Below are 20,186 nucleotides of genomic sequence, written 5' to 3' on the forward strand. Positions count from 1 at the left end.
GCGAAGGCGATATCGGTCGCCGCCGGGATCGGCGTGCTCGCCCTGCTCGGCAAGCGCGCGCCGACATCGCTCAAGCTGTTCCTCGTGACCGTCGCAATCGTCGACGATATGGGCGCGGTCGCGATCATCGCGCTGGTTTACACCCCCTCGCTGTCGACCGTCTGGCTGTTCGCATCGGCGATGGTGCTTGCCGCCATGTATTATCTCAACGCCACCGGGGTGAAGCGGCTCCTGCCCTATATCCTGATGTCGGGCCTGCTCTGGTATTTCGTGTTGCTTTCGGGGGTGCATGCGACGATCGCGGGCGTGCTGGCCGCGATGATGATCCCGATTACCAAAACACCAGGCGCGCCCGACGCCGTCGACAGCCCGCTGCACAAGATGGAGCATGCGATCGCGCCGTGGAGCGCCTTCTTCATCGTGCCGGTCTTCGGTTTCGCCAATGCCGGCGTCAATCTCGACGGCATGGGTCCGGAACAAATTCTCGCGCCACTGCCGCTCGGCATCGCGCTCGGCCTGTTCGCGGGCAAGCAGCTCGGCATTTTCGGCAGCGTCTGGCTCGCCGTGAAGTTCGGCGTGGCGGGCAAGCTGCGCGGTGCGACCTGGCTGCAGATCTACGGCACGGCGATGCTCTGCGGCATCGGTTTCACCATGAGCCTGTTCATCGGCGGCCTCGCCTTCCCGGGCAACCAGCTGCTGATCGAAGAGGCGAAAATCGGCGTGCTGCTCGGCTCCGCCATGTCCGGAGTCGTCGGTTACCTCTTGCTGCGCTTCGCGCCGCTGCACGAGAACCACACCGAGATCGAAGCCGAGGAAGCCGGAGAGATTGCGCGGGACGGCGATGTCGAGAATGTCTGCGAGGACGTGCCGCCAAAAGGCGCCGAGCAGAGCTGAGCCAAGCGCGGGAGTTGCAATTCTCGCCGACCCGCTGTATTATTACGACAATACAGCAAGGAGAAGTCCGAGTGCGCACCTTACTCATTTCGATTTTCGCATTGGCGCTCGCCGCTTGCGACGGCGTCATCGAGATCAACGGCGACGGGCTGACCAACGGTCAGACGTTGAGCGAGCTGGAGCTGGCGGAGTTCGATTCCGTGTCCCTGCGTGGTCCCGACAATGTCGAGATCGTGCTTGGCGACACCTTCGATATCCGGGTCGAGGGCGATTCCGACGTGACCGACCGGGTGCGTTTCGAAATCCGCCGGGACACGCTGCGGATCGGGCGGGAAAGCTCGTCGGGCCTGTCGATCAACGATGAGCCTGCGACCATCTATATCACGATGCCGGTCATCAACGGTGCGTCGGTGCTTGGTTCCGGCGACATGCAGGTCGCGCGCGCCGAATCGGACGCCTTCGAGCTTTCAATTGCCGGCTCGGGCAGCCTGTCGATCGCCGAGCTGGTTGCCGACCGCGCGGAATTCGATATTGCCGGCTCCGGCGACGTTACCGCCGCCGGTACGGTCCGCAATCTCGAGATCGGAATAGCCGGCTCCGGCGATGTCGAGGCCGAGGACCTCGAGGTCGAGCGCGCCGAGATCGATATCGCCGGTTCGGGCAATGTCGAGATCACGGCGTCCGGCCGGGTCGAGGGCAATCTGATCGGATCGGGCGATGTGCGCGTGCGCGGCGATGCCGAATGCAGCGCCAATTCGATCGGCTCGGGCGAAATGCGCTGCGGGTAGAGCGGAAGCCTTTCGACCAACACCTGTATCGGCACGATTAACGGCAGTTGTCGTAATTTCTGCAATCCGCTAGGTTCGGATCACCGAACAGGGAGGATAAGATGCGGATAATTCTATCGGCTATGGCGCTCGCGATCGCGGCCTGCACGAACGGCGCTGCGCAGGAAAATCGTGCCGTCGCAGGAGAGTCGAACACGCAGACGCGGCAGTCCATGGCGGTTGTGACGCGCGACTATGATGTCCGCGATTTCCGGCGGGTGGCGCTGTCGACACCCGACAATGTCGAGATTCGGCCCGGCGCCGATTTCTCTGTTCGCGCGCGGGGCCCCGCGTCGATTCTCGATGAACTTGAATTGCGTGTTGAAGACGACGTCCTCGAAATCGGTTATCGCCATCGCGAGTCGGGCCGGCGCTGGAACCGCCCAAGCGGCGAACCGGCAACAATCGTCGTAACGATGCCGAGCCTGTCCGGCGTTTCGCTCGCGGGATCCGGGGATATCGATGTCGGGCGCTTCACGGCGCAGAGTTTCGAAGCCTCGATTGCCGGCTCCGGAAACATCGCGATCGAGTCTTTGCAAACCGACGAGGCGGCATTCGAAATCGCGGGCTCGGGCGATCTCAGCGTGGCCGGCACGGCGGGTGCTGTCGATCTCGCGATCGCCGGATCGGGCGATGTCGCGGCCAATGACTTCCGGGCGCAGAGCCTCGATGTCGATATCGCAGGCTCCGGCGATGTCAGCGCCTATGTTACCGATACGGTCCAGGCGTCCTTTGTCGGCTCTGGCGATGTCGTCGTGCGCGGCGGCGCGCAGTGTCGGTCGAGCGCGATCGGTTCCGGCCGGTTGCGCTGCGACTAGGTTTGCGGAACTAGGATTTCCGGCGGGCCTTTTCGTCCAGCCCGGACATGCCGTCGCGGCGCTCCAGCTCGGCCAGCACATCGGCAAGCGGCACATCGCGCTCGGCTAGCAGGATGAGCAGATGGAACAGCGCATCGGCCGCTTCGGCGGCCAGCGCCGCATCGTCTTCCACCAGCGCCGCGACGATAGTCTCGACCGATTCTTCGCCGAATTTCTGCGCGATCTTCTCGCGGCCCTTGCCGAACAGTTTCGCGACGTAGGATTTGTTGGGGTTGCCGTCCTTGCGGTCGTGGATGATCCGTTCGAGGCGAGTCAGCGTATGGGCCATCGGTTGCGTCTGCGCGGGTCGGTCCGCCGCGTCAACCGGCCTTGTCGATATCGGCCTTCTTGCGGCGCTTGCTGATCTGGCGGCCGACAAGCAGACCGGTGAGGCCCAACGCGAAGAGCATGATATCGCCGGGCGCATCGACGCTGACCGCGGATGCGATCGCCGGCGTCGCGCCAATCGCGATGGCGGCCAGGAAGGCGGCGATGATGCGCGGGACGGTCATCCACGCTCCCGAAACGGTGAACTCCGCGTTTACCACGCAAGAAATCGGCCAATTCCGGGATTCGCCGCATGTTTCGGTGGCGTAATGGTTAACGCCGGATTGGCGAACAGGGTTACTGTAAAGTTACCCGACGCTTTTGCCGCCGCGCACCGGGATTCCGGCCGCTGCCAGCGCGGCGCGCGCTTCGCCGATGCTGTGCGTGCCGAAATGGAAGATCGAGGCGGCGAGCACGGCGTCTGCATGGCCATCCCGTATCCCTTCGACGAGATGGTCGAGCGTACCGACACCGCCCGACGCGACGACGGGTATGGATACCGTGTCTGCTATCGTGCGCGTGAGTTCGAGGTCGTAGCCGTCCTTGGTACCGTCCCGGTCCATCGATGTGACGAGCAACTCTCCCGCGCCGAGTTCGGCCAGCCTTCGGGCATGCGCCACGGCGTCGATGCCGGTTCCGCGCCGCCCGCCATGGGTGAAGATTTCCCAGCCGCCCTTGCCGTCCGCCCGGGCGTCGATCGATCCGACCACGCACTGGCTGCCGAACCGTTCGGCCATCTCTCCAACAAGCTCGGGCCGGGCGACGGCGGCGCTGTTGACCGCGACCTTGTCCGCGCCAGCCAGAAGCAGTCGCCGGGCATCGTCGGGCGTGCGGACACCGCCGCCGACGGTGAACGGCATGAAACAGACGGCCGCGGTGCGCTCGACGATATGAAGCAGCGTGTCGCGCTCCTCATGGCTCGCCGTGATGTCCAGAAAACAGAGCTCGTCGGCCTCGGCCGCGTCATAGACGCGCGCCTGCTCGACCGGATCCCCGGCATCGGCAAGATCGACGAAATTGACGCCTTTGACGACACGGCCATTGGCGACATCGAGACAGGGAATGATGCGCTTGCGGAGGGTCATTGGATTTCTCTCGTCGGACCTTCGCTACGCTCAGGCGCGGCACCAGCCCGCTCCCCCTCCCGACCTCCCAGTGATTGTACCCTGTTGGGAGGCCGGGAGGGGGAGCGGGCTGGTGCCGCGATTTTCCGCCAGGAAAATTCTGACAAACGGCACTTCATTGCGCGGCAATCGCCAGCGCCGTCGCGAGGTCCAGCGTGCCGTCATAGAGCGCGCGGCCGGTGATTACGCCCTCGATCCCGGCATCGGCATGGATGGTGAGCGCATGGATATCGGCGATGCCCTTCACGCCGCCCGAGGCGATGACCGGGATGTCGGTCGCCTTCGCCAGATCCACCGTCGCCTCGATATTGCAGCCCTTGAGCAATCCGTCGCGCCCGACATCGGTGAAGAGCAGGGCGGCGACGCCGGCATCCTCGAACCGCTTGGCCATCTCGATCACGCTGACCTCGGAGGTTTCTGCCCAACCCTGTGTCGCTACAAACCCATCCTTCGCATCGACCGCGACGACGATCCCGCCCGGAAAATCGCGTGCGACTTCCCTGACGAAATCGGAGTCGGTGAGCGCCGCCGTGCCGATCACGATCCGGGCGACACCGAGATCGAACCAGCGCTCGACATCGGCGCGGTTCCGGATGCCGCCGCCAAGCTGCACATGGCCGGGGAAACTCTCGACGATCGACTCGACCGCGTCCGCATTCTTCGCTTCGCCCGCAAATGCCCCGTCGAGATCGACGACATGGAGGTGCCCGGCGCCGGCTTCTGCGAACAGCCGCGCCTGATCGGCCGGGTCGTCGCCATAGACCGTCGCGCGATCCATATCGCCCTCCGCAAGACGGACAACCTGCCCAGCCTTGAGGTCGATGGCGGGGAAAACAATCAAGCTCATGGTTTGATGCTTTCTGTCAGAATTTTCCTGGCGGAAAATCGCGGCACCGGTCCGCACCCCCTCCCGGCCTCCCAATCAGGGTACACTTGTGGGAGGCCGGGAGGGGGTGCGGGCCGGTGCCGCGCTCGACTGTCAGGTCGAGTCTGATAGGGAATCCTCATGGTTTCCACGCCAGAAAGCGGGCGAGGAAATCGAGGCCGTATTTCTGGCTCTTTTCCGGGTGGAACTGGACGCCGATCATCGTGTCCCGGCCGATCGCCGCGGTTACCGGGCCGCCATGGTCGGTCATCGCATAGGCGTCGGCCGGATCGGCGAGCGCGACATGATAGCCGTGCAGGAAATAGGCCTCGCCCGGTTCGATCAGCGGCGGTGCGCCTTGTGGCGTCACATCGTTCCAGCCCATATGCGGGATTTTGAGGCGCGGGTCGGTGCTCGCCAGCGGCTTTACGGCGCCGGCGATCCAGCCCAGCCCGTCATGCGTACCGTGCTCCTCGCCGCGTTCGGCCATCAGCTGCATGCCGACGCAGATCCCGAGAAAGGGGCGCGCCTTGTCCGCCGCTGCCTTGTGCAAGGCCTCTATCATGCCGGGCAGCGCCGAAAGGCCGTTCATACAGGCGGCGAATGCGCCGACACCGGGCAGAACGATGCGGTCGGCCGCTTCCAAGGCGTGTGCTTCCGCCGTGACGTCGATTGCGCCCGCGCCTGCGGCCATCAGCGCATTGTGCACCGACCGCAAATTCCCCGCGCCATAATCGATCAGCGCTATGCGCTCGCCCATCAGCCGAGCGTGCCCTTGGTCGAAGGGATCGCGCCGCCCTTACGCGGATCGATCTCGACCGCGTTGCGCAGCGCCCGCGCCAGCCCCTTGAACAGGCTCTCGCAGATATGATGGTTATTCTCGCCATACAGCGTTTCGATGTGGAGCGTGATGCCGGCAGTACCGGCGAAGCTGTGGAACCAGTGCTGGATCAGCTCGGTATCCATCTCGCCGAGCCGCTCCTGGCTGAAACCCGATTTCCAGACGAGATAGGGCCGTCCCGATATATCGAGCGCGACGCGCGAGAGCGTTTCGTCCATCGGCGAATAGGCGGAGCCGTAGCGCCGGATGCCGGCCTTGTCGCCGAGCGCCTTCGCCACCGCCTCGCCCAGCGCGATCGCGCTATCCTCGGTCGTGTGATGCTGGTCGACATGCAAATCGCCATCGACCTTCAGATCGATATCGATCAGCGAATGGCGCGAGAGCTGTTCGATCATATGATCGAGAAAGCCGATGCCCGTCGACACGGTATAGGTGCCGCTCCCATCGAGATTGATCTCGACGGCGATATCGGTTTCGCCGGTCTTACGTTCGATTGTCGCGCTGCGCATGGCGCGCGATATAGCCGAAAACGGCTTCCGCGCAACGTCATGTCTTGACCCTTGCCGCCGACGCGTTCACCAAACCGCTATGAGCGATGAGACGCCCGACAGCCTGATTCCCTATGACGAGATCGTGCAGGAGGCGCTGCGCGCGGTCGTCGGGCGGGTGCTGAGCGAAGTCGGCGAGGCGGGCGATCTGCCCGGCGAGCATCATTTCTACATAACCTTCAAGACCAGGGCGCCGGGCGTCGATATTCCTGGCCATCTGCTCGAACGCTTTCCGGACGAGATGACGATCGTGCTGCAGAAGCGCTTCTGGGAGCTGACCGTCGACGAAGAGGGATTCTCTGTCGGGCTGAGCTTCAACCAGGTGCCGTCGACGCTGATCGTGCCCTTCGCCGCGATCACCGGTTTCGTCGATCCGGCCGTCAATTTCGCGCTGCAGTTCCAGGCGCAGGGCGACGACAGCGCGCCCGGTGAACATGACGAGGCCGAGAACGATCCGCCGGCGGCCGAGCCGGTCGAAGACGGCTCCAACGTCGTCGCGGTCGATTTCAAACGCAAGAAATGAGCTTCGATCCGGGATTGCCGACGGCGCACTGAACATGTCTGATCTTTGTCTTGTCCGGTCAGGAGGAGGCCTTTCCCCTATGTTCGCGGCGCATCCTCCTGTCCTACAGGGCCGGCTTCGCGTTATAATCGGTGCCGTCATGATCCCCCGCCGCATACCGCGCCATCGGGCGCCGCTCCGGAAAGTCACACCCGGCACCGGGATACATGCCCTTTATCGGCGGTTTTTCGCGCTGGAACGGCAAAGGTCACACGGTGTAAAAGCGGCGTTCGGTGTCAATCGCCGCCAGGGTTTCGTTCCCTTCGAACCCGCGAATCCCGAACCGCCGGATCGGAGCAGGAAACAAGGGTCATCACGACCGCATGATACGAAAGACGAGAAATGACAGATAATACCCGCACCGAAACCGACTCCATCGGCCCGATCGAAGTGCCGGCCAGCGCCTATTGGGGCGCGCAGACGCAGCGCAGCCTGGAGAATTTCCCCTTTGCCCCGCATGAGCGGATGCCGCTCGGCATCGTCCATGCTCAGGCGGCGGTCAAACAGGCCGCGGCGCGGGTCAACAAGAAACACGGGCTGGACGCCAAGCTCGCCGATGCGATCGAAGCCGCGGCGACGGCGATCCGCGACGGGAAGCATGACCGCGAATTCCCCTTGACCATCTTCCAGACCGGTTCGGGCACGCAAACCAATATGAACGTCAACGAGGTGATCGCGGGGATCGCCAACGAGGCGCTTGCGGGCACGCGCGGCGGCAAGGACCCTGTGCATCCCAACGATCATGTGAACATGTCGCAAAGCTCGAACGACAGTTTCCCGACGGCGCTCCACGTTTCCACCGCGCTCGCGACCCGCGATGTGCTGCTGCCCGCGCTCGATACGCTGATCGCCTCGCTGACCGCGAAAGCCGAGGCCTGGGACCATATCGTCAAGATCGGCCGCACCCATACGCAGGACGCGACGCCGCTCACGCTGGGGCAGGAATTTTCCGGCTATGCGGCGCAGCTCGTCAGCTGCAAGGCGCGGATCGAGGGCGCGCTCGCCGGCAATATCGCGAAGCTCGCCATCGGCGGCACGGCGGTCGGCACCGGGCTCAACGCGCCCGAAGGCTGGGCGACGGATATGGCCGAGGCGATCTCGGACATCACCGGCTTTGATTTCGAAAGCGCGCCCAACAAGTTCGAGCAACTCGCCGCCAAGGACGGGCTCGTCTTCTTCTCCGGCGCGCTCAATACGCTGGCGGTGGCGCTCACCAAGATCGCCAACGATATCCGCTTCCTGGGATCCGGGCCGCGCTCGGGGCTCGGCGAGCTTTCGCTGCCGGCGAACGAGCCGGGCAGTTCGATCATGCCCGGCAAGGTGAACCCGACCCAGTGCGAAAGCCTGACCATGGTCGCCGGGCAAGTGATCGGCAATCATCAGGCGGTGACGGTCGGCGGCATGCAGGGGCATTTCGAGCTCAATGTCTTCATGCCGCTGATCGGATCGAACGTCCTGCGCTCTATCGACCTGCTCGCGACCGGCATGACGAGTTTCGCCGAACGCTGTGTCGACGGCATCGAAGCCAATGAGGAGCAGATCGCCGAACTGGTGGGCCGCTCGCTGATGCTGGTGACCGCGCTCGCGCCCGAAATCGGGTACGACAACGCCGCGAAGATCGCCAAACACGCGCATCAGAACGGCCAGACGCTCAAAGAGGCGGGTCTCGAGCTGGGCCTGGTCGACGAAGAGACTTTCGATCGTGTCGTCCGGCCGGAAAAGATGATCGGCCGTTAATCGGCCTCCGCTCCGCTTGACTATGGCGTTTCCGCCTGCAGGCCGACTGTAACAAGAATTACATAATATCTCTATTTAGGCGATATTAATGATGAGTCGCGCGACGATTGTTGTCGCGGCCAATATTTGATATATTCGCCTTATCGAGTCGTAATAAAAGAAAATGAAGACTCCGAAGAATACTTTCTTCGGGGCAAGGAGTACTTGTGCCTATATAAATCAGAAATAGACATGCGGAGACGGAAAATGGCAAAGAAAAAGAGCGGAAGTTCGGCGTCAGAGAGTAAAGGCAAGAAGCAGGACAATGGGGATTTCGACGATCCCGAAGGTGCCGACGTAACGGAAGCCGAAGATCAGAACGGTGACGAGCTCGAAGACCCGGTCGCCGAAATGGACGACATGCTCGACGAAGAAGAGGCGGAGGACGAAACCGACAGCGATTATGCCGAGACGGCCTATTCGGAAGCCGAAGGCGTCGATGCGCCGGAAAATGTGCTCGAGGCGAAAGAAAGCATCGAAGCCTTTATTGCCGGCGAGATCGGTTCGGAGAGTTATTCGGCATTCGATACGTCGGGAACGGCGAACATCGTCGGTGTCGGTATCGGCTCGGCCGAAGTCGATATGGAGCAGATATCCGAGGACGGCCCGGGAACGGCGACGCTCAACGTCTATGTCGCCGAACCGACCAGCGAGGAAGCGGTGCGGGCGGTGCTGTACGACGATATGTCGGTACAATCGGTCGGCGACGACGGCATGCCGGTGAACATCATCAATTGCGGCCCGATCGACGCGCTCGCGCATCGCTTCAAGGACCGTCCGGCGCCGGGCGGCATTTCCATCGGCAATGCGCGGGTGAATTCGGCCGGTACGCTCGGCTGCCTCGCGCGCGGCCGCCGTAACCCGCGCAACCGGCGTGTGTTGTTGCTCAGCAACAACCATGTGATCGCGCTGTCGAACCAGGGGCGTTACGGCGACTCGATCCTCCAGCCGGGGCGGCTCGACGGCGGCGTGAACACCCGCGATCGGATCGCGATCCTCGAACGGTTCATCACGATCCATTTCAACGGCCGCGCCAATTATGTCGATTGCGCGACGGGATGGTGCTGGCACCGCCGCGTGCGCCGCGAGCTCGTCTATCTCAGCGGCGGGAGCAGGCGCTATTTCCGGGTCGCGAGCCGGCCTGTGGCCTGCCGCCGGAACATGCTGGTCGGCAAGTCTGGCCGCACGACGCAGTTGCGCGCCGGGCGGGTGACCGACTGCAACGCCACGATCCGCGTCAACTATGGCAGCGGCCGCGTGGCGCTGTTCCGTGACCAGATCACGATCCGGGGCACGAGCGGCCAGTTCAGCGCGCCCGGCGACTCCGGTTCGCTGGTCTGGCAGTGGGACCGGCGCCGCAATCCGGTGGGCCTGCTTTTCGCGGGCGGCGGGGGCTTCACCTTTGCCAACAAGATTGGTCGCGTGCTCTCGGCACTCGATATCAATCTCTACACCTGATAGTCTCTGGCGGGGCGGGCTTCCGGCCGGCCCCAAGGAGGATGGCGATGACGAATAGCGGTAGCGCCCGACCCGAAGGCGACGATCCGGCGGCCTATGTCTATGACGGTGAAGACGAAGACGCCGCGGCGACCAGCTTCATGCGCCGCGCGGAAGCGGCCTTTCTTGACCGGGAAGGCGTGGTGGGCGTCGGCAGCGGTATCGGGAAGAGCGGCGAGGAGACGCTGCTCGTCTATGTCGAGACGGCCGAGGCCGGCGAGGCGCTGCCAGCGCGTTTTGCGGGGCGGCGCGTCGTGCCGCAGGTCAGCGGGGTGATCCGGGCGCAGGATACGTAATAGTCGCCCGCCGGACCCCTTCTGCCCTCTATCTTTTTTGGAACAGTTGGCGTCCTCTGCCGTTTGTTGCGTGAGTGCAACGAATGGATTGATGGTTTCTTATGGGTATGGACGGCGGTTTTCTCACGATATTGACGGATCAGATCGGCGATATGGGCGAGCAGCTCGTCCGCATGCTGCCGCAATTTGCGATTGCGCTGGTCGTGATCGTCATCACCTGGCTGCTCGCCAAGGGCGGGCGCAAGATCGCGCAGAAGCTGATCGGCAGCACCGAGGTGCGGCCAAGCCTGCTGACGCTGATCGAGACCGTTATCACCGTCCTGATCTGGATTCTCGGCCTGTTCATCGCCGCGACGATCATCCTGCCCGGACTGACGGCCGGCAGTATTCTCGCCGGTCTCGGCATCGGGGCGGTCGCGATCGGCTTCGCCTTTCAGGACATTTTCGAGAATTTTCTCGCCGGCGTGCTGATCATGGTGCGCGAAAAGATGCGCATCGGCGACGTGATCGAATGCGAAGGGATCAGCGGCAAGGTCGAGCAGATCACCATGCGCGAAACCTATGTCCGCAAGCTTTCCAACGAAGTGACGATCGTCCCCAATTCCATCCTGTTCAAGAACCCGGTCGAGATTTTCACCGACGATCCGGGGCGGCGGCACGAAGTCGTGTGCGGCGTCGCCTATGACGTTGATCTCGACGCGGCGGCGAAGGTGATCGAAGATGCGGTCAAAGGCTGCGATAAGATCGACCAGAGCAAGGGCGTCGATGTGTTCGCCTGCGAATTCAACTCGAGCTCGGTGGATTTTCGGATTCGCTGGTGGTCGGGCTCCAAGCCGCGCGATCGGCATGAAAGCACCGATCAGGTCGTTCGCGCCGTAAAGGCCGCGCTCGACACGGCGGGGATCGAAATCCCCTTCCCGTACGTTACCCATACGTTCAAGGAACCCGTACCGTTGGAGAGTCGATAATGAGCCTGATCAGAAGTCTTGTCGGTGGGGCGATGGGCGAAACGGCGCGTCGCCGGTCCGCCGGGCGCGGATTGCTGGGCTTCGGGGTCGGACTCATCGCCGCACGGATCGCGACACGCTCGCTGCCCGGCGCGGCCCTGGTCGGGGGCGGACTTCTCGCCAAATATCTGTGGGACAAGAAGCGCGAACGCGAGTCGGCCGAAGCCGGCGGCCTCGACGCGCGCGATGCCGAGATGACCATGGCGCGCGCCGAGGGCGAGACCGATATCGCCGCGTCCGCCTCGCCTGTCGGCAGATCGTCGCCAACCGCTTAGAGTCCGCCCTGCCACTCGCGGATCGCGTCGACCGGCCAGACGAGCATGAGCACATTGAGCGTGAGATTGTCGCGGATCGTCCAGAGCGTGAACAGTTCGAAGGCAAGTCCGACGATTACGGTCGGCCATAGCCCGATTCGCCGCGCGATCAGAAAACCCAGCCCCATCCAGCCGATATCGGCGACGGAGTTGATGATCGCATCGCCTGAATAGCCGAAGGCAGCCGTCGCCTCGCGATAGCGGTTGATGATGATTGGCGAGTTTTCGAGTATCTCCCACGCCGCCTCGATCGCGACGGCGAGGCAAAACCAAAGGCCGACCGGGCGGCTTCGCAACAGCAGCCAGCCCAGCCCGCAGAACAGGAAGCCATGGATGATATGGCTCGGCGTGTACCAGTCGGCGAGATGCTGGCTGTTGTCGGGGCCGTGCACCGTGCCGACCCAGAGCTTGATCTCGCCGCACTCGCAGATCGGGTTGCGGCCCATGACGTACAGAATGCCGGCCGCGACGATCACGATCGCTGCAGCGATGATCCAATAGTGCCGCGCGATATCCCCCTCCCCGTCTTGACCTCGCCGCGTAGCTGCGCGAACCGGGTCCATGGCCGATCCGATCCAGCTTGAGCGCCGCGGGCTGCTCTATGTGCTCTCATCGCCGAGCGGGGCGGGCAAGTCCACCATCGCGCGGATGCTGCTCGCCGGGGACGACGAGATCTCGCTGTCGGTGTCGGCGACGACCCGCCCCATCCGCGAGGGCGAGATCGATGGCCAGCATTATCATTTCGTCGACAATGAAGAATTCGACCGGCTGATCGCCGACGAGGCGTTTCTCGAATGGGCGCATGTGTTCGACCGGCGTTACGGCACGCTGAAGGCCGAAGTGAACAAGTCGCTCGACGCCGGACGCGACGTGCTGCTCGATATCGACTGGCAGGGGACGCAGCAGCTCAAACAGGTGGATCCCGATATCGTCCGAGTCTTCGTCCTGCCGCCGTCGATGGCGGAGCTCGAGCGCCGGTTGCGCGGACGGGGCACCGACAGCGATGAAGTGATCGCCGGGCGGATGGAGCGGGCCGCGGCCGAGATCAGCCATTGGGCCGAATATGATTATGTGCTGGTCAATGACGATGCGGACCGCTGCGCCGCGCGCGCCAAGGCGATCCTCGAAGCCGAGCGGCTGCGCCGCAACCGGCGGACCGGCCTTGTCGATTTCGTGCGCGGCCTGATCGGATAGCTCCGACGGGGGCAAGCGCGACGATGCAGTTTCCGGAATTTGCGTAATGAATGCAGTGCGCTAGATAAGCGGCTGGCCGAGTTACGGACGTTCGAGATCTGGAGGGGTGTATGAAGACTTTCATTCGACTCATGGCGTGCGGCCTCGCATCGATAGGCCTTGCCCAGCCCGCATTCTCGCAGAACGATACCGGAGCCGCGATATCGTCGGCCGACAATGCTGTTGCCGACTATACGGTAGGCAATCCGGAACCGCTGACGACCCGCATTCCGCAGGAACGGCTGGACCGCATCATGGCGCAGGTTCGCGCCCATCGCGCATTTCCGGATGCCGACCTCGAAGACTGGCAATGGGGCGTGCCTCAGGACTGGATGGCCGGCATGGTCGAGTATTGGGCGAATGACTATGATTGGCGCGCCGCGGAAGCGCGGCTCAATCGCTTCGACAACTTCATCGTGCCGATTGGCGGCAAGCGTCTGCATTTCATCCATGAGCGCGGGAGCGGCGCAAACCCGACGCCGTTGCTCATCCTTCATGGCTGGCCCTATTCGGTCTATTCCTTCACGGACGTCATCGATCGGCTGGCGCATCCGGAACGCTATGGCGGCAGCGCGGAAGATGCTTTCGATGTGGTCGTCGTCTCGATTCCGGGCGTGGGTTTCTCCGAGGCGCCGGAAGCGCCCGAAAGCCTGCGCACTTCCGGGCATCGCTACCACGCTCTGATGACACAGGTTTTGGGCTATAATCGCTTCATCACGCATGGCGGCGACCAGGGAGCGATCAGCGCAGCGTGGATGGCCTATGATTTTCCCGACGCGGTGATCGGGCACCATACGCACATGTTCTATCCCCGACACGCTGGCTCGCCTTGGCTGTCCGGTGAAGTGGGGCCTGATCCGAGTGAGGCCGAACTGGCGTGGATAGCGGCCGAGGCTCAATCGCCATTCGGCCAGCTCGCTTATATCCTGACCCATGTCGCGCGCGGCGAGACGCTGGCGGCGGCGCTTGCGGACAATCCGGTCGGTCAGGCCGCGTGGATCTGGGACAAATGGTATTATTGGACCGACAAGAGCGCGCGGCCGTTCGGCGAAGTCTATACCCGCGACCGGCTGATCGACGAGGCAATGTACTATATCGCCACGGACAGTTTCCGGACGTCGCTCTGGCCCTATATCGCGCTCGGGACCGAGAATGTGTCGACGCTGCCCGAAGGGGAAATGATCGACAATCCGGCCGGCGTGACCGCCTGGCCCGACCCGGTCTTCCCGCTGCCGCCGCGCGAATATGTCGAACGCAGCAGAACGAACCTCGTGCATTATACGACGCCGCCGCGCGGCGGCCATTTCCCGATGGTCGAGGAGCCCGAGCTCTATGTCGAGGATTTGCGGTCTTTTCGCGCAGCGATAATGGCGCCGGAGTGAGCACGAACTGATACTGTAATCGGTTCCCTTCCATTGAGGACTGGTTGCGCCTAGCGTCCCGTCATTATCCAGGGGAGGGATTTATGATCAAAGTCATTCCGGGCGCGATCCTTGGGGCGATCGCGATGTTCATCTTGGGGTTCATCTTTTTCGCGACGCCGCTGTCGAGCATTCATGTCGACAGTCTGGAAGATACCGAGGCCGCCGCCGTACAAACCGCGCTCGCCGCCAATATGCCGGCCGACGGCGCGGGCACCTATGTCGTGCCCGAGCCCTCGGCATCGCGCGAGCAGAGCGAACTCTATGCGCGCGGACCCATCGCAATGGTGCATTACAACTCCAGCGGCTTTGCCATCGGCGCGACCGGGTCGCTGCTCGGCGGCTTCGTGCATATGCTGATATCCGCGCTTGTGCTCGGCGCGGCCCTCTACACGCTTTCCGGCCATGTGCGCGATTTCGGGGCACGCCTCTCGATCACGATCCTGTTCGCGCTCGCGGCTTCCATATTCACCATGCTCGGCGATCCGATCTGGTATCATCAGGATTGGACGCACCACGTCTACCGGTTCATCGCCAATACGATCATGTTTGTCGCCGCGGGCGCGATAATCGCGCGCTGGTTCCTGCCCAAACATATCGACAGCGACGACCGGTTCGGGGCGGAAGAAAGTTAGGTTGGGTAATTGCGGCCAAGGCAATTGCCTGCCGCGACGGGATAGCCGTATCAGCGCCGCATGCTGACAGCCCTGCTCCCGGTCATCGCCTTTTTCACGGCGCTGCTATCGGGCATTTTCGGCATGGCAGGCGGCATGGTGCTGATGGGCGCGCTCGTCCTGCTGCTGCCCGTCAGCGCGGCGTTCGTGACCCATGGCATCATCCAGATCGTGTCGAACGGATGGCGCGCCTGGCTTAACCGCACCGATATCGTCTGGCCGATTATCGGCTGGTACGCGCTCGCTTCGCTCGTGACGGGCATCGCCTTTTTCGCGCTGCTGACCGAATGGCAGCCGGACCGCGCCCTGGTATTCGTTGCGCTGGGGCTGGTGGGGCTCTCGGTCTGGCTGCCGGCGAAGCGATTTGCGCTCGATGCGCAGCGGCCGCCGCACGCTTTCGCTTCGGGCGTCCTGGTGACGGGCACGAACCTCGTTGCGGGCGTCGCCGGGCCGCTGCTCGACATATTCTTCGTGCGCACGACGCTGACCCGGCACCAGATCGTCGCGACCAAAGCGCTGACCCAGGTCTTCGCGCATCTGGCCAAGATCGTCATCTATGGCTCGTTGCTCTTCATGGCGGTGCGCGGTGAGGCGCTGCCATGGCTCGGCATATTGCTTGCGATCCCACTGACCTTGCTCGGCACGCGCGTCGGCAAGGCCGTGCTCGACCGGATGTCGGATGCCAGCTTCCTCGGTTGGACCCGCTGGATCGTCACCCTGATCGGGCTCGTTTATCTCGCGCGTGGATTGGCAATTGTTGGCGGGTAAGGAAAAGTCCGCACCGCGCAATTTTCGAAAAATTTGATTTCGTGCATCGCCAGGTGCGGGAAAGCATATTGTGCGGCGCAGCATGTCGCGCCTATCCAAGAGCGCAGGAGAGCGATGTTTCGAAATGGCGATCAGTAACAGTCTGCCATTGGAGACCGACCATGAGAGCTTTCCGCATTTTCCCAGCCATCCTGTCCGTCATGGCCGTGCCGGCGCTTGCCGATGCCGGATCCGAACAGCGCTTCGAGCATGACGGCATCACCTATGTGTACGAGGTCGAAGAGCGCGAGGACCGTCGCATATTGAGCGGGCGGCAATATCCATCGGGCGCCCGATTCCGCCTCATCGTGCGCGAGGGCCGCGTATCGGGCCGGGTGAACGGCAGCGCGGTGTATTTCCGCCTGGCGGATATCGACGAAGCGCAGATACGCGCGATCGAACTCGCATCGAACTGACCGTCGGGGTGCTGGGCGGCCGGGGTGCCGGGCGCGCGCGTCGACGTCCGCTCCCTGCGATCAGGCTGGCACGATCAGAGCGGACGGATCAGGCCGCGCGATAGCAGCCGGCGGATCAGGTCTGCGGCATCATCGTCCTCAATGCCTTCCAGATCCGACCGCGCAAAGGGTTCGCCGGTCATCGCGCGTTCGAAAGCCGGCCGCTTCGTGCCGATAAACTCGCTCGAGCCGCCGCGCGTGACGACCGCGAACTCCTCGCTCTCCTCATCCTCGATGATGCGATAGAGCGCGCTCGGATCGGCGCGATATTGCTGGTCGTCCGCGATCGGGTTGGACGCGTGGCGGACGATCCCCGCCATGTCCGGTGTGCGGGATTTCAGATAATCCTCGGCGATGATGTCGAGCGGCTCGTCCAGCTCGGCCTTTTCGGCAAGCTCGGCGATGAAAGCGCGAAACTGTTCGGTTGCCGGGCCGCGATCGAAGTCGCGATTGGCATAGCCGGGCGGCAGGGCGCGCCGCAGCCCGTCGGTCTCCAGCGCCGCCTTCGAAATCGATTCGAGTACGACATCGGCCCAGGTCTTGGTGACGAGGCCGAGCGTGATGTGCAGCGAGGCTTCCTCATCATGTGCATCGGCGTCATGCATCATGCCGCGCGGGATGTAGACGGCGTCGCCGGCGCGCAGCACGAACTCATCGGTCGGATCGCCGACCTCGTGGACGCCAGGCTCGAAGCCCTCGCCGCGAAATGGCTTGCCCACAGGTTCATCGTAGATGCGCCAGCTTTTGGCGCCCGAGACCTGCAGCACGAACACGTCGTGATTGTCGTAATGGGTGCGAAAGCCCTTGGCGCCGGGCGGGGTCAGGTAAATGTTGGTCTGCACCGATGCGCTGAACACCGGTTCGAGCGCGCGGACGAAATCGCCGAGCGGTTTGTGATAGCTGTGAAGGTGCGGCGCGATGATCGTCGCCTTGTCTTGATAGAGCCGGAGCAGCGCGCTGCGGTCGATCTGGTCGTTGGCGAGGGTGAAGGCGTCGCGCGTGATCTGCGGTTCCGCCCGGGTCGCGTCGATCTGCCCTTCGAAGAGCTGGTTGTCAGCGATAAAGGCGTCGAGCACGTCGACCGAAACGAGATCGGCATAGCGCCCCGGCTCCTCGCGCTCGATCAGATATACGCGCTCTTCGAAAGTCTCGGTGAAGAAGGCGCTGGGGTCGACGGGGTCGAGAACCCGCGCAAGCGCGTCGCGCGATTCGTCGGGCAGGCCCGGCGTCGGATCATATTTGTGCATGTTCGTTTCCAGATATTCGGTGCCGGGCGCTAGTTACCGCGGCCCTGTCCCACCGGATCGGCATTCGCGCCGGTGTCGCTATCAGTGATGCCGCGGACGCTGCCCGGGCCGCCCCGGCCGCCGTTCAGCGGATCGGCTGATGCCCCGGTATCCCGGTCGGTAATGCCCGTATTGGCCCGGCGTCCCTGACCGACCGGATCGGCATTGGTGCCGGTGTCGGTGTCCGTCATGCCCGTGCCGCTGCCGCCACGGTTCCCGCCGCGTCCCTGGCCGACGGGGTCGGCATTGGCGCCGGTGTCGCTATCGGTAATGCCGCGGCTATTGCCGCTGCCGCCGCGTCCCTGGCCCACGGGATCGGCGTTCGCGCCGCCGTCGCTGTCCGTGATGCCGCTACCGCCATTGCGCGGTCCGCCGCGGCCATTGCCTGCGGGATCGGCACTCGCGCCGCTGTCGCTATCGGTGAGCCCGCTCTCCGGTGCGGATGTCTCCGACCCGGGCGAGGGCCGGTTGGAACCGGCCGAACCCGTTTCCGATGCGCCTGCGCCGCCCTCGGGCGCCAGATCGTCGGAGGGGTCGGTACCGCTCGTCTCATTGTCTTCGCTGCCGCCGAGGCCGAGCTGGTCGCATGCCCCGGTCACCACGCCCATCGCGCCGAGACTGGCGGTCGCGCCCACCCGGCTCAAAAAGGATCGACGATTGAGTTTTGCTGACATTGCGCTTTCCCCTCAGACAAATGCGTATCGCTGGCGCATAGTAATAAGGCGGCATTCACAGGGTGTGAACACCGCCGAATTCATGGTCGCCCGGGTGATAGTCCCGCGCGACGATTGCCCGGCATCGGGTCGCGGCGGACCGCTCTGCCGATGCCGGGCTATCTTCTAGTCGCTGTCGGTGCAGCCCCGGCCGCGTCCACCCGGATCGGCCCGGCCGCCAGCGTCATTGTCGCTGCAACGGCGGCCGTTCCCGGCCCGGTCGCTGCTGCCACGGCCCCGGCCGACCGGGTCCGAGTTGCGGCCCGTGTCGTTGTCGGTCACCTGCGCGCGTGCGGCGGTGGTGCCGGTCACGATGCCGAGTGCACCGATGCTGGCCGTCGCGCCAACACGGCGCAGAAAAGAACGGCGGTCTAACTTCTTACTCATGGTCTTCCCCCTTGCTTGCCGCACAATGCGGCTCTTCGGTTCGTCGTCAACGCATTCAACGGCACACCATAGCGCCGCTTCCGAAGTCCGCTAACGATCACTTCCCCGGCCATAGCCCGCGCTGTCGCGGGTCGGCCCGGAATCTGCATCGGTGATGCCGGTGCGATAGCTGCGTCGCGGCCCGCGTCCGTTACCACCTGGATCTGCCATGCTGCCGCTGTCCGCATCCGTGTAACCGGAGCGGCTGCCGCAGCGGCGTCCGCGCCCACCTGGATCGGCGTAGCGGCCGCCATCGCTGTCGGTGCAGCCCGTACGGCCCCGGCCGTTGCCGGCCGGATCGGCATAGCTGCCCGAGTCGCTGTCGGTGATACCGGACCGGCGACCACCGCGGCCGTTGCCGGCCGGGTCAGCATAGCTTCCGGTATCACTGTCTGTGATGCCTGTGCGCCCGCCGCCGCGGCCATTGCCGACCGGATCGGCATAGCTGCCCGTATCGCTGTCGGTTATGCCGCTACGTCCGCGTCCGCGGCCGACCGGGTCCGCATAGCGCCCAGTATCGCTGTCGGTTACGCCGCTGCTGCCGCGTCCACGGCCGATCGGGTCCGCATAGCGCCCGGTATCGCTGTCGGTGACCTGGAAAGCGCGAGCCGGCGCGCCGGCAACGGCGCCCAGAGCGCCGACACTGGCTGCAGCACCGACGCGACGCAGGAACGATCTGCGGTCGAGTTTCTTGCTCATGTGCCCCTACTCCACACAAAGTTACTCGCGACCCGTGCCCGGCTGTAACCTTCCTTCAGAAAGCTGTCAAAGATCAATCTCTTATTGCTAATCGCTCGCATTTGCGTTTCCTTTCTGCCACTTGTGACGGCTGCGAAATGTTCGACCCATGAACGTTTCATGTCCCTTCAAATTCGCGCATCGGGCTGTCCCGTAACCCATCGCAGAACGGGATTTGCGAGATCGACGGCCTCGCCGAGCTCGTAGACGTTCGGATATCCGTAACCGTGCAGATTGATCATCGTTTGGATGTTGAGCGCGAGCGACACGGCTTTGCGGACGACCGGCGCGACGTCGTTCACGAAATTATTGTTGCAATAGATCAAGATCGGCCGGTTGGCTTCGGGCCCGATCGTCGCCGCAAGGCTCTGCGCGGTAAAGTCGGGCAGCGGCAGGTTGACGGCACCGTCCATATGACCATGCGCGAAGGCCTCGGCCGATCGCGCGTCCAGCAGCAATATGTCGGGCCGGTCTGCCATCTCCCGGAACGTCGCGAGATCGATCAGCCGGTCCGCCCGCACCGCTTGCACATTGGCGGCCAAGGTAACGAATGCCGGGAAATCGATTTGCGGGTTGGTCGGCTGGGCCGCCACAGCCGTGGTGCCGGTATCTTCAGCGAGGGCCGCTGCCGGGACCGCCGCGATGGCGAGCGCCCAGAGCCCCATAAGAAATGCGCGCATGGAAATGCCTCTTTGGCA

26 protein-coding genes are annotated in these 20,186 nt (G+C 63.8%); 14 read left to right on the plus strand and 12 right to left on the minus strand.

From position 1 onward, the window contains the following. The 3 genes from nhaA to ACTS1Z_RS04840 all read left to right on the plus strand — a co-directional run. Window positions 1–894, plus strand: an 894-nt coding sequence (gene nhaA / locus ACTS1Z_RS04830) for a Na+/H+ antiporter NhaA (protein ID WP_442623311.1), incomplete at its 5' end; no start/stop codon positions are given. Window positions 895–965: 71 nt separating this feature from the next. After that, window positions 966–1,682: a head GIN domain-containing protein gene (locus ACTS1Z_RS04835; RefSeq protein ID WP_442623312.1), complete on the plus strand. Its 717-nt coding sequence runs from the start codon at window positions 966–968 to the stop codon at window positions 1,680–1,682. Window positions 1,683–1,783: 101 nt separating this feature from the next. Continuing rightward, window positions 1,784–2,539, plus strand: coding sequence for a head GIN domain-containing protein (locus ACTS1Z_RS04840; RefSeq protein ID WP_442623313.1), 756 nt, complete (start codon window positions 1,784–1,786; stop codon window positions 2,537–2,539). Between the two features lie 10 nt (window positions 2,540–2,549). On the opposite strand, the gene ACTS1Z_RS04845 is transcribed toward ACTS1Z_RS04840, so the two are convergent. From ACTS1Z_RS04845 to hisB, 6 genes are all read right to left on the minus strand, one after another. Continuing rightward, window positions 2,550–2,867 carry a phosphoribosyl-ATP diphosphatase gene (locus tag ACTS1Z_RS04845; protein ID WP_442623314.1) on the minus strand — a complete coding sequence of 106 codons (318 nt, stop codon included), beginning with the start codon at window positions 2,865–2,867 and terminating at the stop codon, window positions 2,550–2,552. Between the two features lie 31 nt (window positions 2,868–2,898). Then, window positions 2,899–3,090 (minus strand): hypothetical protein, encoded by a 192-nt coding sequence (locus ACTS1Z_RS04850; protein WP_442623315.1) that lies wholly within the window; start codon window positions 3,088–3,090, stop codon window positions 2,899–2,901. 123 nt (window positions 3,091–3,213) lie between these two features. Beyond that, entirely contained in the window at window positions 3,214–3,990 is a 777-nt protein-coding gene (hisF, locus tag ACTS1Z_RS04855; protein WP_442623316.1) for an imidazole glycerol phosphate synthase subunit HisF, read from the minus strand. A 154-nt stretch (window positions 3,991–4,144) separates the two neighbouring features. Continuing rightward, window positions 4,145–4,876 carry a 1-(5-phosphoribosyl)-5-[(5-phosphoribosylamino)methylideneamino]imidazole-4-carboxamide isomerase gene (gene hisA, locus ACTS1Z_RS04860; protein ID WP_442623317.1) on the minus strand — a complete coding sequence of 244 codons (732 nt, stop codon included), beginning with the start codon at window positions 4,874–4,876 and terminating at the stop codon, window positions 4,145–4,147. Window positions 4,877–5,033: 157 nt separating this feature from the next. After that, window positions 5,034–5,654: an imidazole glycerol phosphate synthase subunit HisH gene (gene hisH / locus ACTS1Z_RS04865; protein ID WP_442623318.1), complete on the minus strand. Its 621-nt coding sequence runs from the start codon at window positions 5,652–5,654 to the stop codon at window positions 5,034–5,036. Further along, on the minus strand, window positions 5,654–6,244 hold the full coding sequence (gene hisB, locus ACTS1Z_RS04870) for an imidazoleglycerol-phosphate dehydratase HisB (protein WP_442623319.1): 591 nt from the start codon (window positions 6,242–6,244) through the stop codon (window positions 5,654–5,656). The genes hisH and hisB overlap by 1 nt, the downstream gene beginning before the upstream one ends. A 79-nt stretch (window positions 6,245–6,323) precedes the next feature. Between hisB and ACTS1Z_RS04875 the strand changes: the two genes are divergently transcribed. The 6 genes from ACTS1Z_RS04875 to ACTS1Z_RS04900 all read left to right on the plus strand — a co-directional run bounded on the left by ACTS1Z_RS04875 (window position 6,324) and on the right by ACTS1Z_RS04900 (window position 11,696). Beyond that, window positions 6,324–6,806, plus strand: a complete 483-nt coding sequence (locus tag ACTS1Z_RS04875) for an SspB family protein (protein ID WP_442623320.1) — start codon at window positions 6,324–6,326, stop codon at window positions 6,804–6,806. A gap of 381 nt (window positions 6,807–7,187) precedes the next feature. Continuing rightward, a complete protein-coding gene (gene fumC / locus ACTS1Z_RS04880; protein WP_442623321.1) occupies window positions 7,188–8,582 on the plus strand; it encodes a class II fumarate hydratase in 1,395 nt (464 codons plus the stop codon). 246 nt (window positions 8,583–8,828) lie between these two features. Next, window positions 8,829–10,079, plus strand: a complete 1,251-nt coding sequence (locus ACTS1Z_RS04885; protein WP_442623322.1) for a hypothetical protein — start codon at window positions 8,829–8,831, stop codon at window positions 10,077–10,079. A gap of 47 nt (window positions 10,080–10,126) precedes the next feature. Beyond that, complete coding sequence (locus ACTS1Z_RS04890) at window positions 10,127–10,414, plus strand: hypothetical protein (protein ID WP_442623323.1); 288 nt, start codon at window positions 10,127–10,129, stop codon at window positions 10,412–10,414. A 101-nt stretch (window positions 10,415–10,515) separates the two neighbouring features. Beyond that, window positions 10,516–11,382 (plus strand): mechanosensitive ion channel family protein, encoded by an 867-nt coding sequence (locus ACTS1Z_RS04895; protein ID WP_442623324.1) that lies wholly within the window; start codon window positions 10,516–10,518, stop codon window positions 11,380–11,382. Then, window positions 11,382–11,696, plus strand: a complete 315-nt coding sequence (locus ACTS1Z_RS04900) for a hypothetical protein (protein WP_442623325.1) — start codon at window positions 11,382–11,384, stop codon at window positions 11,694–11,696. The genes ACTS1Z_RS04895 and ACTS1Z_RS04900 overlap by 1 nt, the downstream gene beginning before the upstream one ends. Here ACTS1Z_RS04900 and ACTS1Z_RS04905 read toward each other — a convergent pair. After that, window positions 11,693–12,298, minus strand: coding sequence for a DUF2585 domain-containing protein (locus tag ACTS1Z_RS04905; protein WP_442623326.1), 606 nt, complete (start codon window positions 12,296–12,298; stop codon window positions 11,693–11,695). The two genes, ACTS1Z_RS04900 and ACTS1Z_RS04905, sit on opposite strands and share 4 nt — an antisense overlap. On the opposite strand from ACTS1Z_RS04905, the gene gmk reads away from it, so the two are divergent. The 5 genes from gmk to ACTS1Z_RS04930 all read left to right on the plus strand — a co-directional run bounded on the left by gmk (window position 12,297) and on the right by ACTS1Z_RS04930 (window position 16,286). Continuing rightward, window positions 12,297–12,929, plus strand: a complete 633-nt coding sequence (gene gmk, locus ACTS1Z_RS04910; protein WP_442623327.1) for a guanylate kinase — start codon at window positions 12,297–12,299, stop codon at window positions 12,927–12,929. The two genes, ACTS1Z_RS04905 and gmk, sit on opposite strands and share 2 nt — an antisense overlap. A 110-nt stretch (window positions 12,930–13,039) precedes the next feature. After that, window positions 13,040–14,350 carry an epoxide hydrolase family protein gene (locus ACTS1Z_RS04915; RefSeq protein WP_442623328.1) on the plus strand — a complete coding sequence of 437 codons (1,311 nt, stop codon included), beginning with the start codon at window positions 13,040–13,042 and terminating at the stop codon, window positions 14,348–14,350. Window positions 14,351–14,433: 83 nt separating this feature from the next. Continuing rightward, window positions 14,434–15,024: a hypothetical protein gene (locus ACTS1Z_RS04920; protein ID WP_442623329.1), complete on the plus strand. Its 591-nt coding sequence runs from the start codon at window positions 14,434–14,436 to the stop codon at window positions 15,022–15,024. A 60-nt stretch (window positions 15,025–15,084) separates the two neighbouring features. Beyond that, window positions 15,085–15,831: a TSUP family transporter gene (locus tag ACTS1Z_RS04925; RefSeq protein WP_442623330.1), complete on the plus strand. Its 747-nt coding sequence runs from the start codon at window positions 15,085–15,087 to the stop codon at window positions 15,829–15,831. A gap of 161 nt (window positions 15,832–15,992) precedes the next feature. Then, the gene (locus ACTS1Z_RS04930; protein ID WP_442623331.1) at window positions 15,993–16,286 is read left to right on the plus strand and encodes a hypothetical protein; all 294 of its coding nucleotides are present in this window, start codon (window positions 15,993–15,995) and stop codon (window positions 16,284–16,286) included. A gap of 74 nt (window positions 16,287–16,360) precedes the next feature. On the opposite strand, the gene ACTS1Z_RS04935 is transcribed toward ACTS1Z_RS04930, so the two are convergent. The 5 genes from ACTS1Z_RS04935 to ACTS1Z_RS04955 form a co-directional block, all read right to left on the minus strand. Further along, the gene (locus ACTS1Z_RS04935) at window positions 16,361–17,572 is read right to left on the minus strand and encodes a cupin domain-containing protein (RefSeq protein WP_442623332.1); all 1,212 of its coding nucleotides are present in this window, start codon (window positions 17,570–17,572) and stop codon (window positions 16,361–16,363) included. A gap of 29 nt (window positions 17,573–17,601) precedes the next feature. Further along, on the minus strand, window positions 17,602–18,285 hold the full coding sequence (locus tag ACTS1Z_RS04940) for a hypothetical protein (RefSeq protein ID WP_442623333.1): 684 nt from the start codon (window positions 18,283–18,285) through the stop codon (window positions 17,602–17,604). Window positions 18,286–18,450: 165 nt separating this feature from the next. Then, window positions 18,451–18,711 carry a hypothetical protein gene (locus tag ACTS1Z_RS04945; protein WP_442623334.1) on the minus strand — a complete coding sequence of 87 codons (261 nt, stop codon included), beginning with the start codon at window positions 18,709–18,711 and terminating at the stop codon, window positions 18,451–18,453. 90 nt (window positions 18,712–18,801) lie between these two features. Further along, the gene (locus ACTS1Z_RS04950) at window positions 18,802–19,449 is read right to left on the minus strand and encodes a hypothetical protein (RefSeq protein WP_442623335.1); all 648 of its coding nucleotides are present in this window, start codon (window positions 19,447–19,449) and stop codon (window positions 18,802–18,804) included. Between the two features lie 167 nt (window positions 19,450–19,616). Beyond that, window positions 19,617–20,168: a rhodanese-like domain-containing protein gene (locus tag ACTS1Z_RS04955; protein ID WP_442623336.1), complete on the minus strand. Its 552-nt coding sequence runs from the start codon at window positions 20,166–20,168 to the stop codon at window positions 19,617–19,619. Window positions 20,169–20,186 lie beyond the last annotated feature (18 nt).

Origin of the sequence: Parasphingopyxis sp., assembly GCF_052168295.1 — a bacterium.
Classification (GTDB): Bacteria; Pseudomonadota; Alphaproteobacteria; order Sphingomonadales; family Sphingomonadaceae; genus Parasphingopyxis.

Bases quoted from the DNA above. Each gene is read 5' to 3' on its own strand.
- ACTS1Z_RS04925 (WP_442623330.1), top strand. From the start codon at position 15,085: ATGCTGACAGCCCTGCTCCCGGTCATCGCCTTTTTCACGGCGCTGCTA.
- ACTS1Z_RS04850 (WP_442623315.1), bottom strand. From the start codon at position 3,090: ATGACCGTCCCGCGCATCATCGCCGCCTTCCTGGCCGCCATCGCGATT.
- ACTS1Z_RS04845 (WP_442623314.1), bottom strand. From the start codon at position 2,867: ATGGCCCATACGCTGACTCGCCTCGAACGGATCATCCACGACCGCAAG.
- ACTS1Z_RS04935 (WP_442623332.1), bottom strand. From the start codon at position 17,572: ATGCACAAATATGATCCGACGCCGGGCCTGCCCGACGAATCGCGCGAC.
- ACTS1Z_RS04875 (WP_442623320.1), top strand. From the start codon at position 6,324: ATGAGCGATGAGACGCCCGACAGCCTGATTCCCTATGACGAGATCGTG.
- ACTS1Z_RS04950 (WP_442623335.1), bottom strand. From the start codon at position 19,449: ATGAGCAAGAAACTCGACCGCAGATCGTTCCTGCGTCGCGTCGGTGCT.
- ACTS1Z_RS04955 (WP_442623336.1), bottom strand. From the start codon at position 20,168: ATGCGCGCATTTCTTATGGGGCTCTGGGCGCTCGCCATCGCGGCGGTC.
- ACTS1Z_RS04890 (WP_442623323.1), top strand. From the start codon at position 10,127: ATGACGAATAGCGGTAGCGCCCGACCCGAAGGCGACGATCCGGCGGCC.
- hisH (WP_442623318.1), bottom strand. From the start codon at position 5,654: ATGGGCGAGCGCATAGCGCTGATCGATTATGGCGCGGGGAATTTGCGG.
- ACTS1Z_RS04900 (WP_442623325.1), top strand. From the start codon at position 11,382: ATGAGCCTGATCAGAAGTCTTGTCGGTGGGGCGATGGGCGAAACGGCG.
- fumC (WP_442623321.1), top strand. From the start codon at position 7,188: ATGACAGATAATACCCGCACCGAAACCGACTCCATCGGCCCGATCGAA.
- ACTS1Z_RS04930 (WP_442623331.1), top strand. From the start codon at position 15,993: ATGAGAGCTTTCCGCATTTTCCCAGCCATCCTGTCCGTCATGGCCGTG.
- ACTS1Z_RS04915 (WP_442623328.1), top strand. From the start codon at position 13,040: ATGAAGACTTTCATTCGACTCATGGCGTGCGGCCTCGCATCGATAGGC.
- ACTS1Z_RS04885 (WP_442623322.1), top strand. From the start codon at position 8,829: ATGGCAAAGAAAAAGAGCGGAAGTTCGGCGTCAGAGAGTAAAGGCAAG.
- ACTS1Z_RS04920 (WP_442623329.1), top strand. From the start codon at position 14,434: ATGATCAAAGTCATTCCGGGCGCGATCCTTGGGGCGATCGCGATGTTC.
- ACTS1Z_RS04940 (WP_442623333.1), bottom strand. From the start codon at position 18,285: ATGTCAGCAAAACTCAATCGTCGATCCTTTTTGAGCCGGGTGGGCGCG.
- hisF (WP_442623316.1), bottom strand. From the start codon at position 3,990: ATGACCCTCCGCAAGCGCATCATTCCCTGTCTCGATGTCGCCAATGGC.
- ACTS1Z_RS04945 (WP_442623334.1), bottom strand. From the start codon at position 18,711: ATGAGTAAGAAGTTAGACCGCCGTTCTTTTCTGCGCCGTGTTGGCGCG.
- ACTS1Z_RS04895 (WP_442623324.1), top strand. From the start codon at position 10,516: ATGGGTATGGACGGCGGTTTTCTCACGATATTGACGGATCAGATCGGC.
- ACTS1Z_RS04905 (WP_442623326.1), bottom strand. From the start codon at position 12,298: ATGGACCCGGTTCGCGCAGCTACGCGGCGAGGTCAAGACGGGGAGGGG.
- hisB (WP_442623319.1), bottom strand. From the start codon at position 6,244: ATGCGCAGCGCGACAATCGAACGTAAGACCGGCGAAACCGATATCGCC.
- hisA (WP_442623317.1), bottom strand. From the start codon at position 4,876: ATGAGCTTGATTGTTTTCCCCGCCATCGACCTCAAGGCTGGGCAGGTT.
- gmk (WP_442623327.1), top strand. From the start codon at position 12,297: ATGGCCGATCCGATCCAGCTTGAGCGCCGCGGGCTGCTCTATGTGCTC.
- ACTS1Z_RS04840 (WP_442623313.1), top strand. From the start codon at position 1,784: ATGCGGATAATTCTATCGGCTATGGCGCTCGCGATCGCGGCCTGCACG.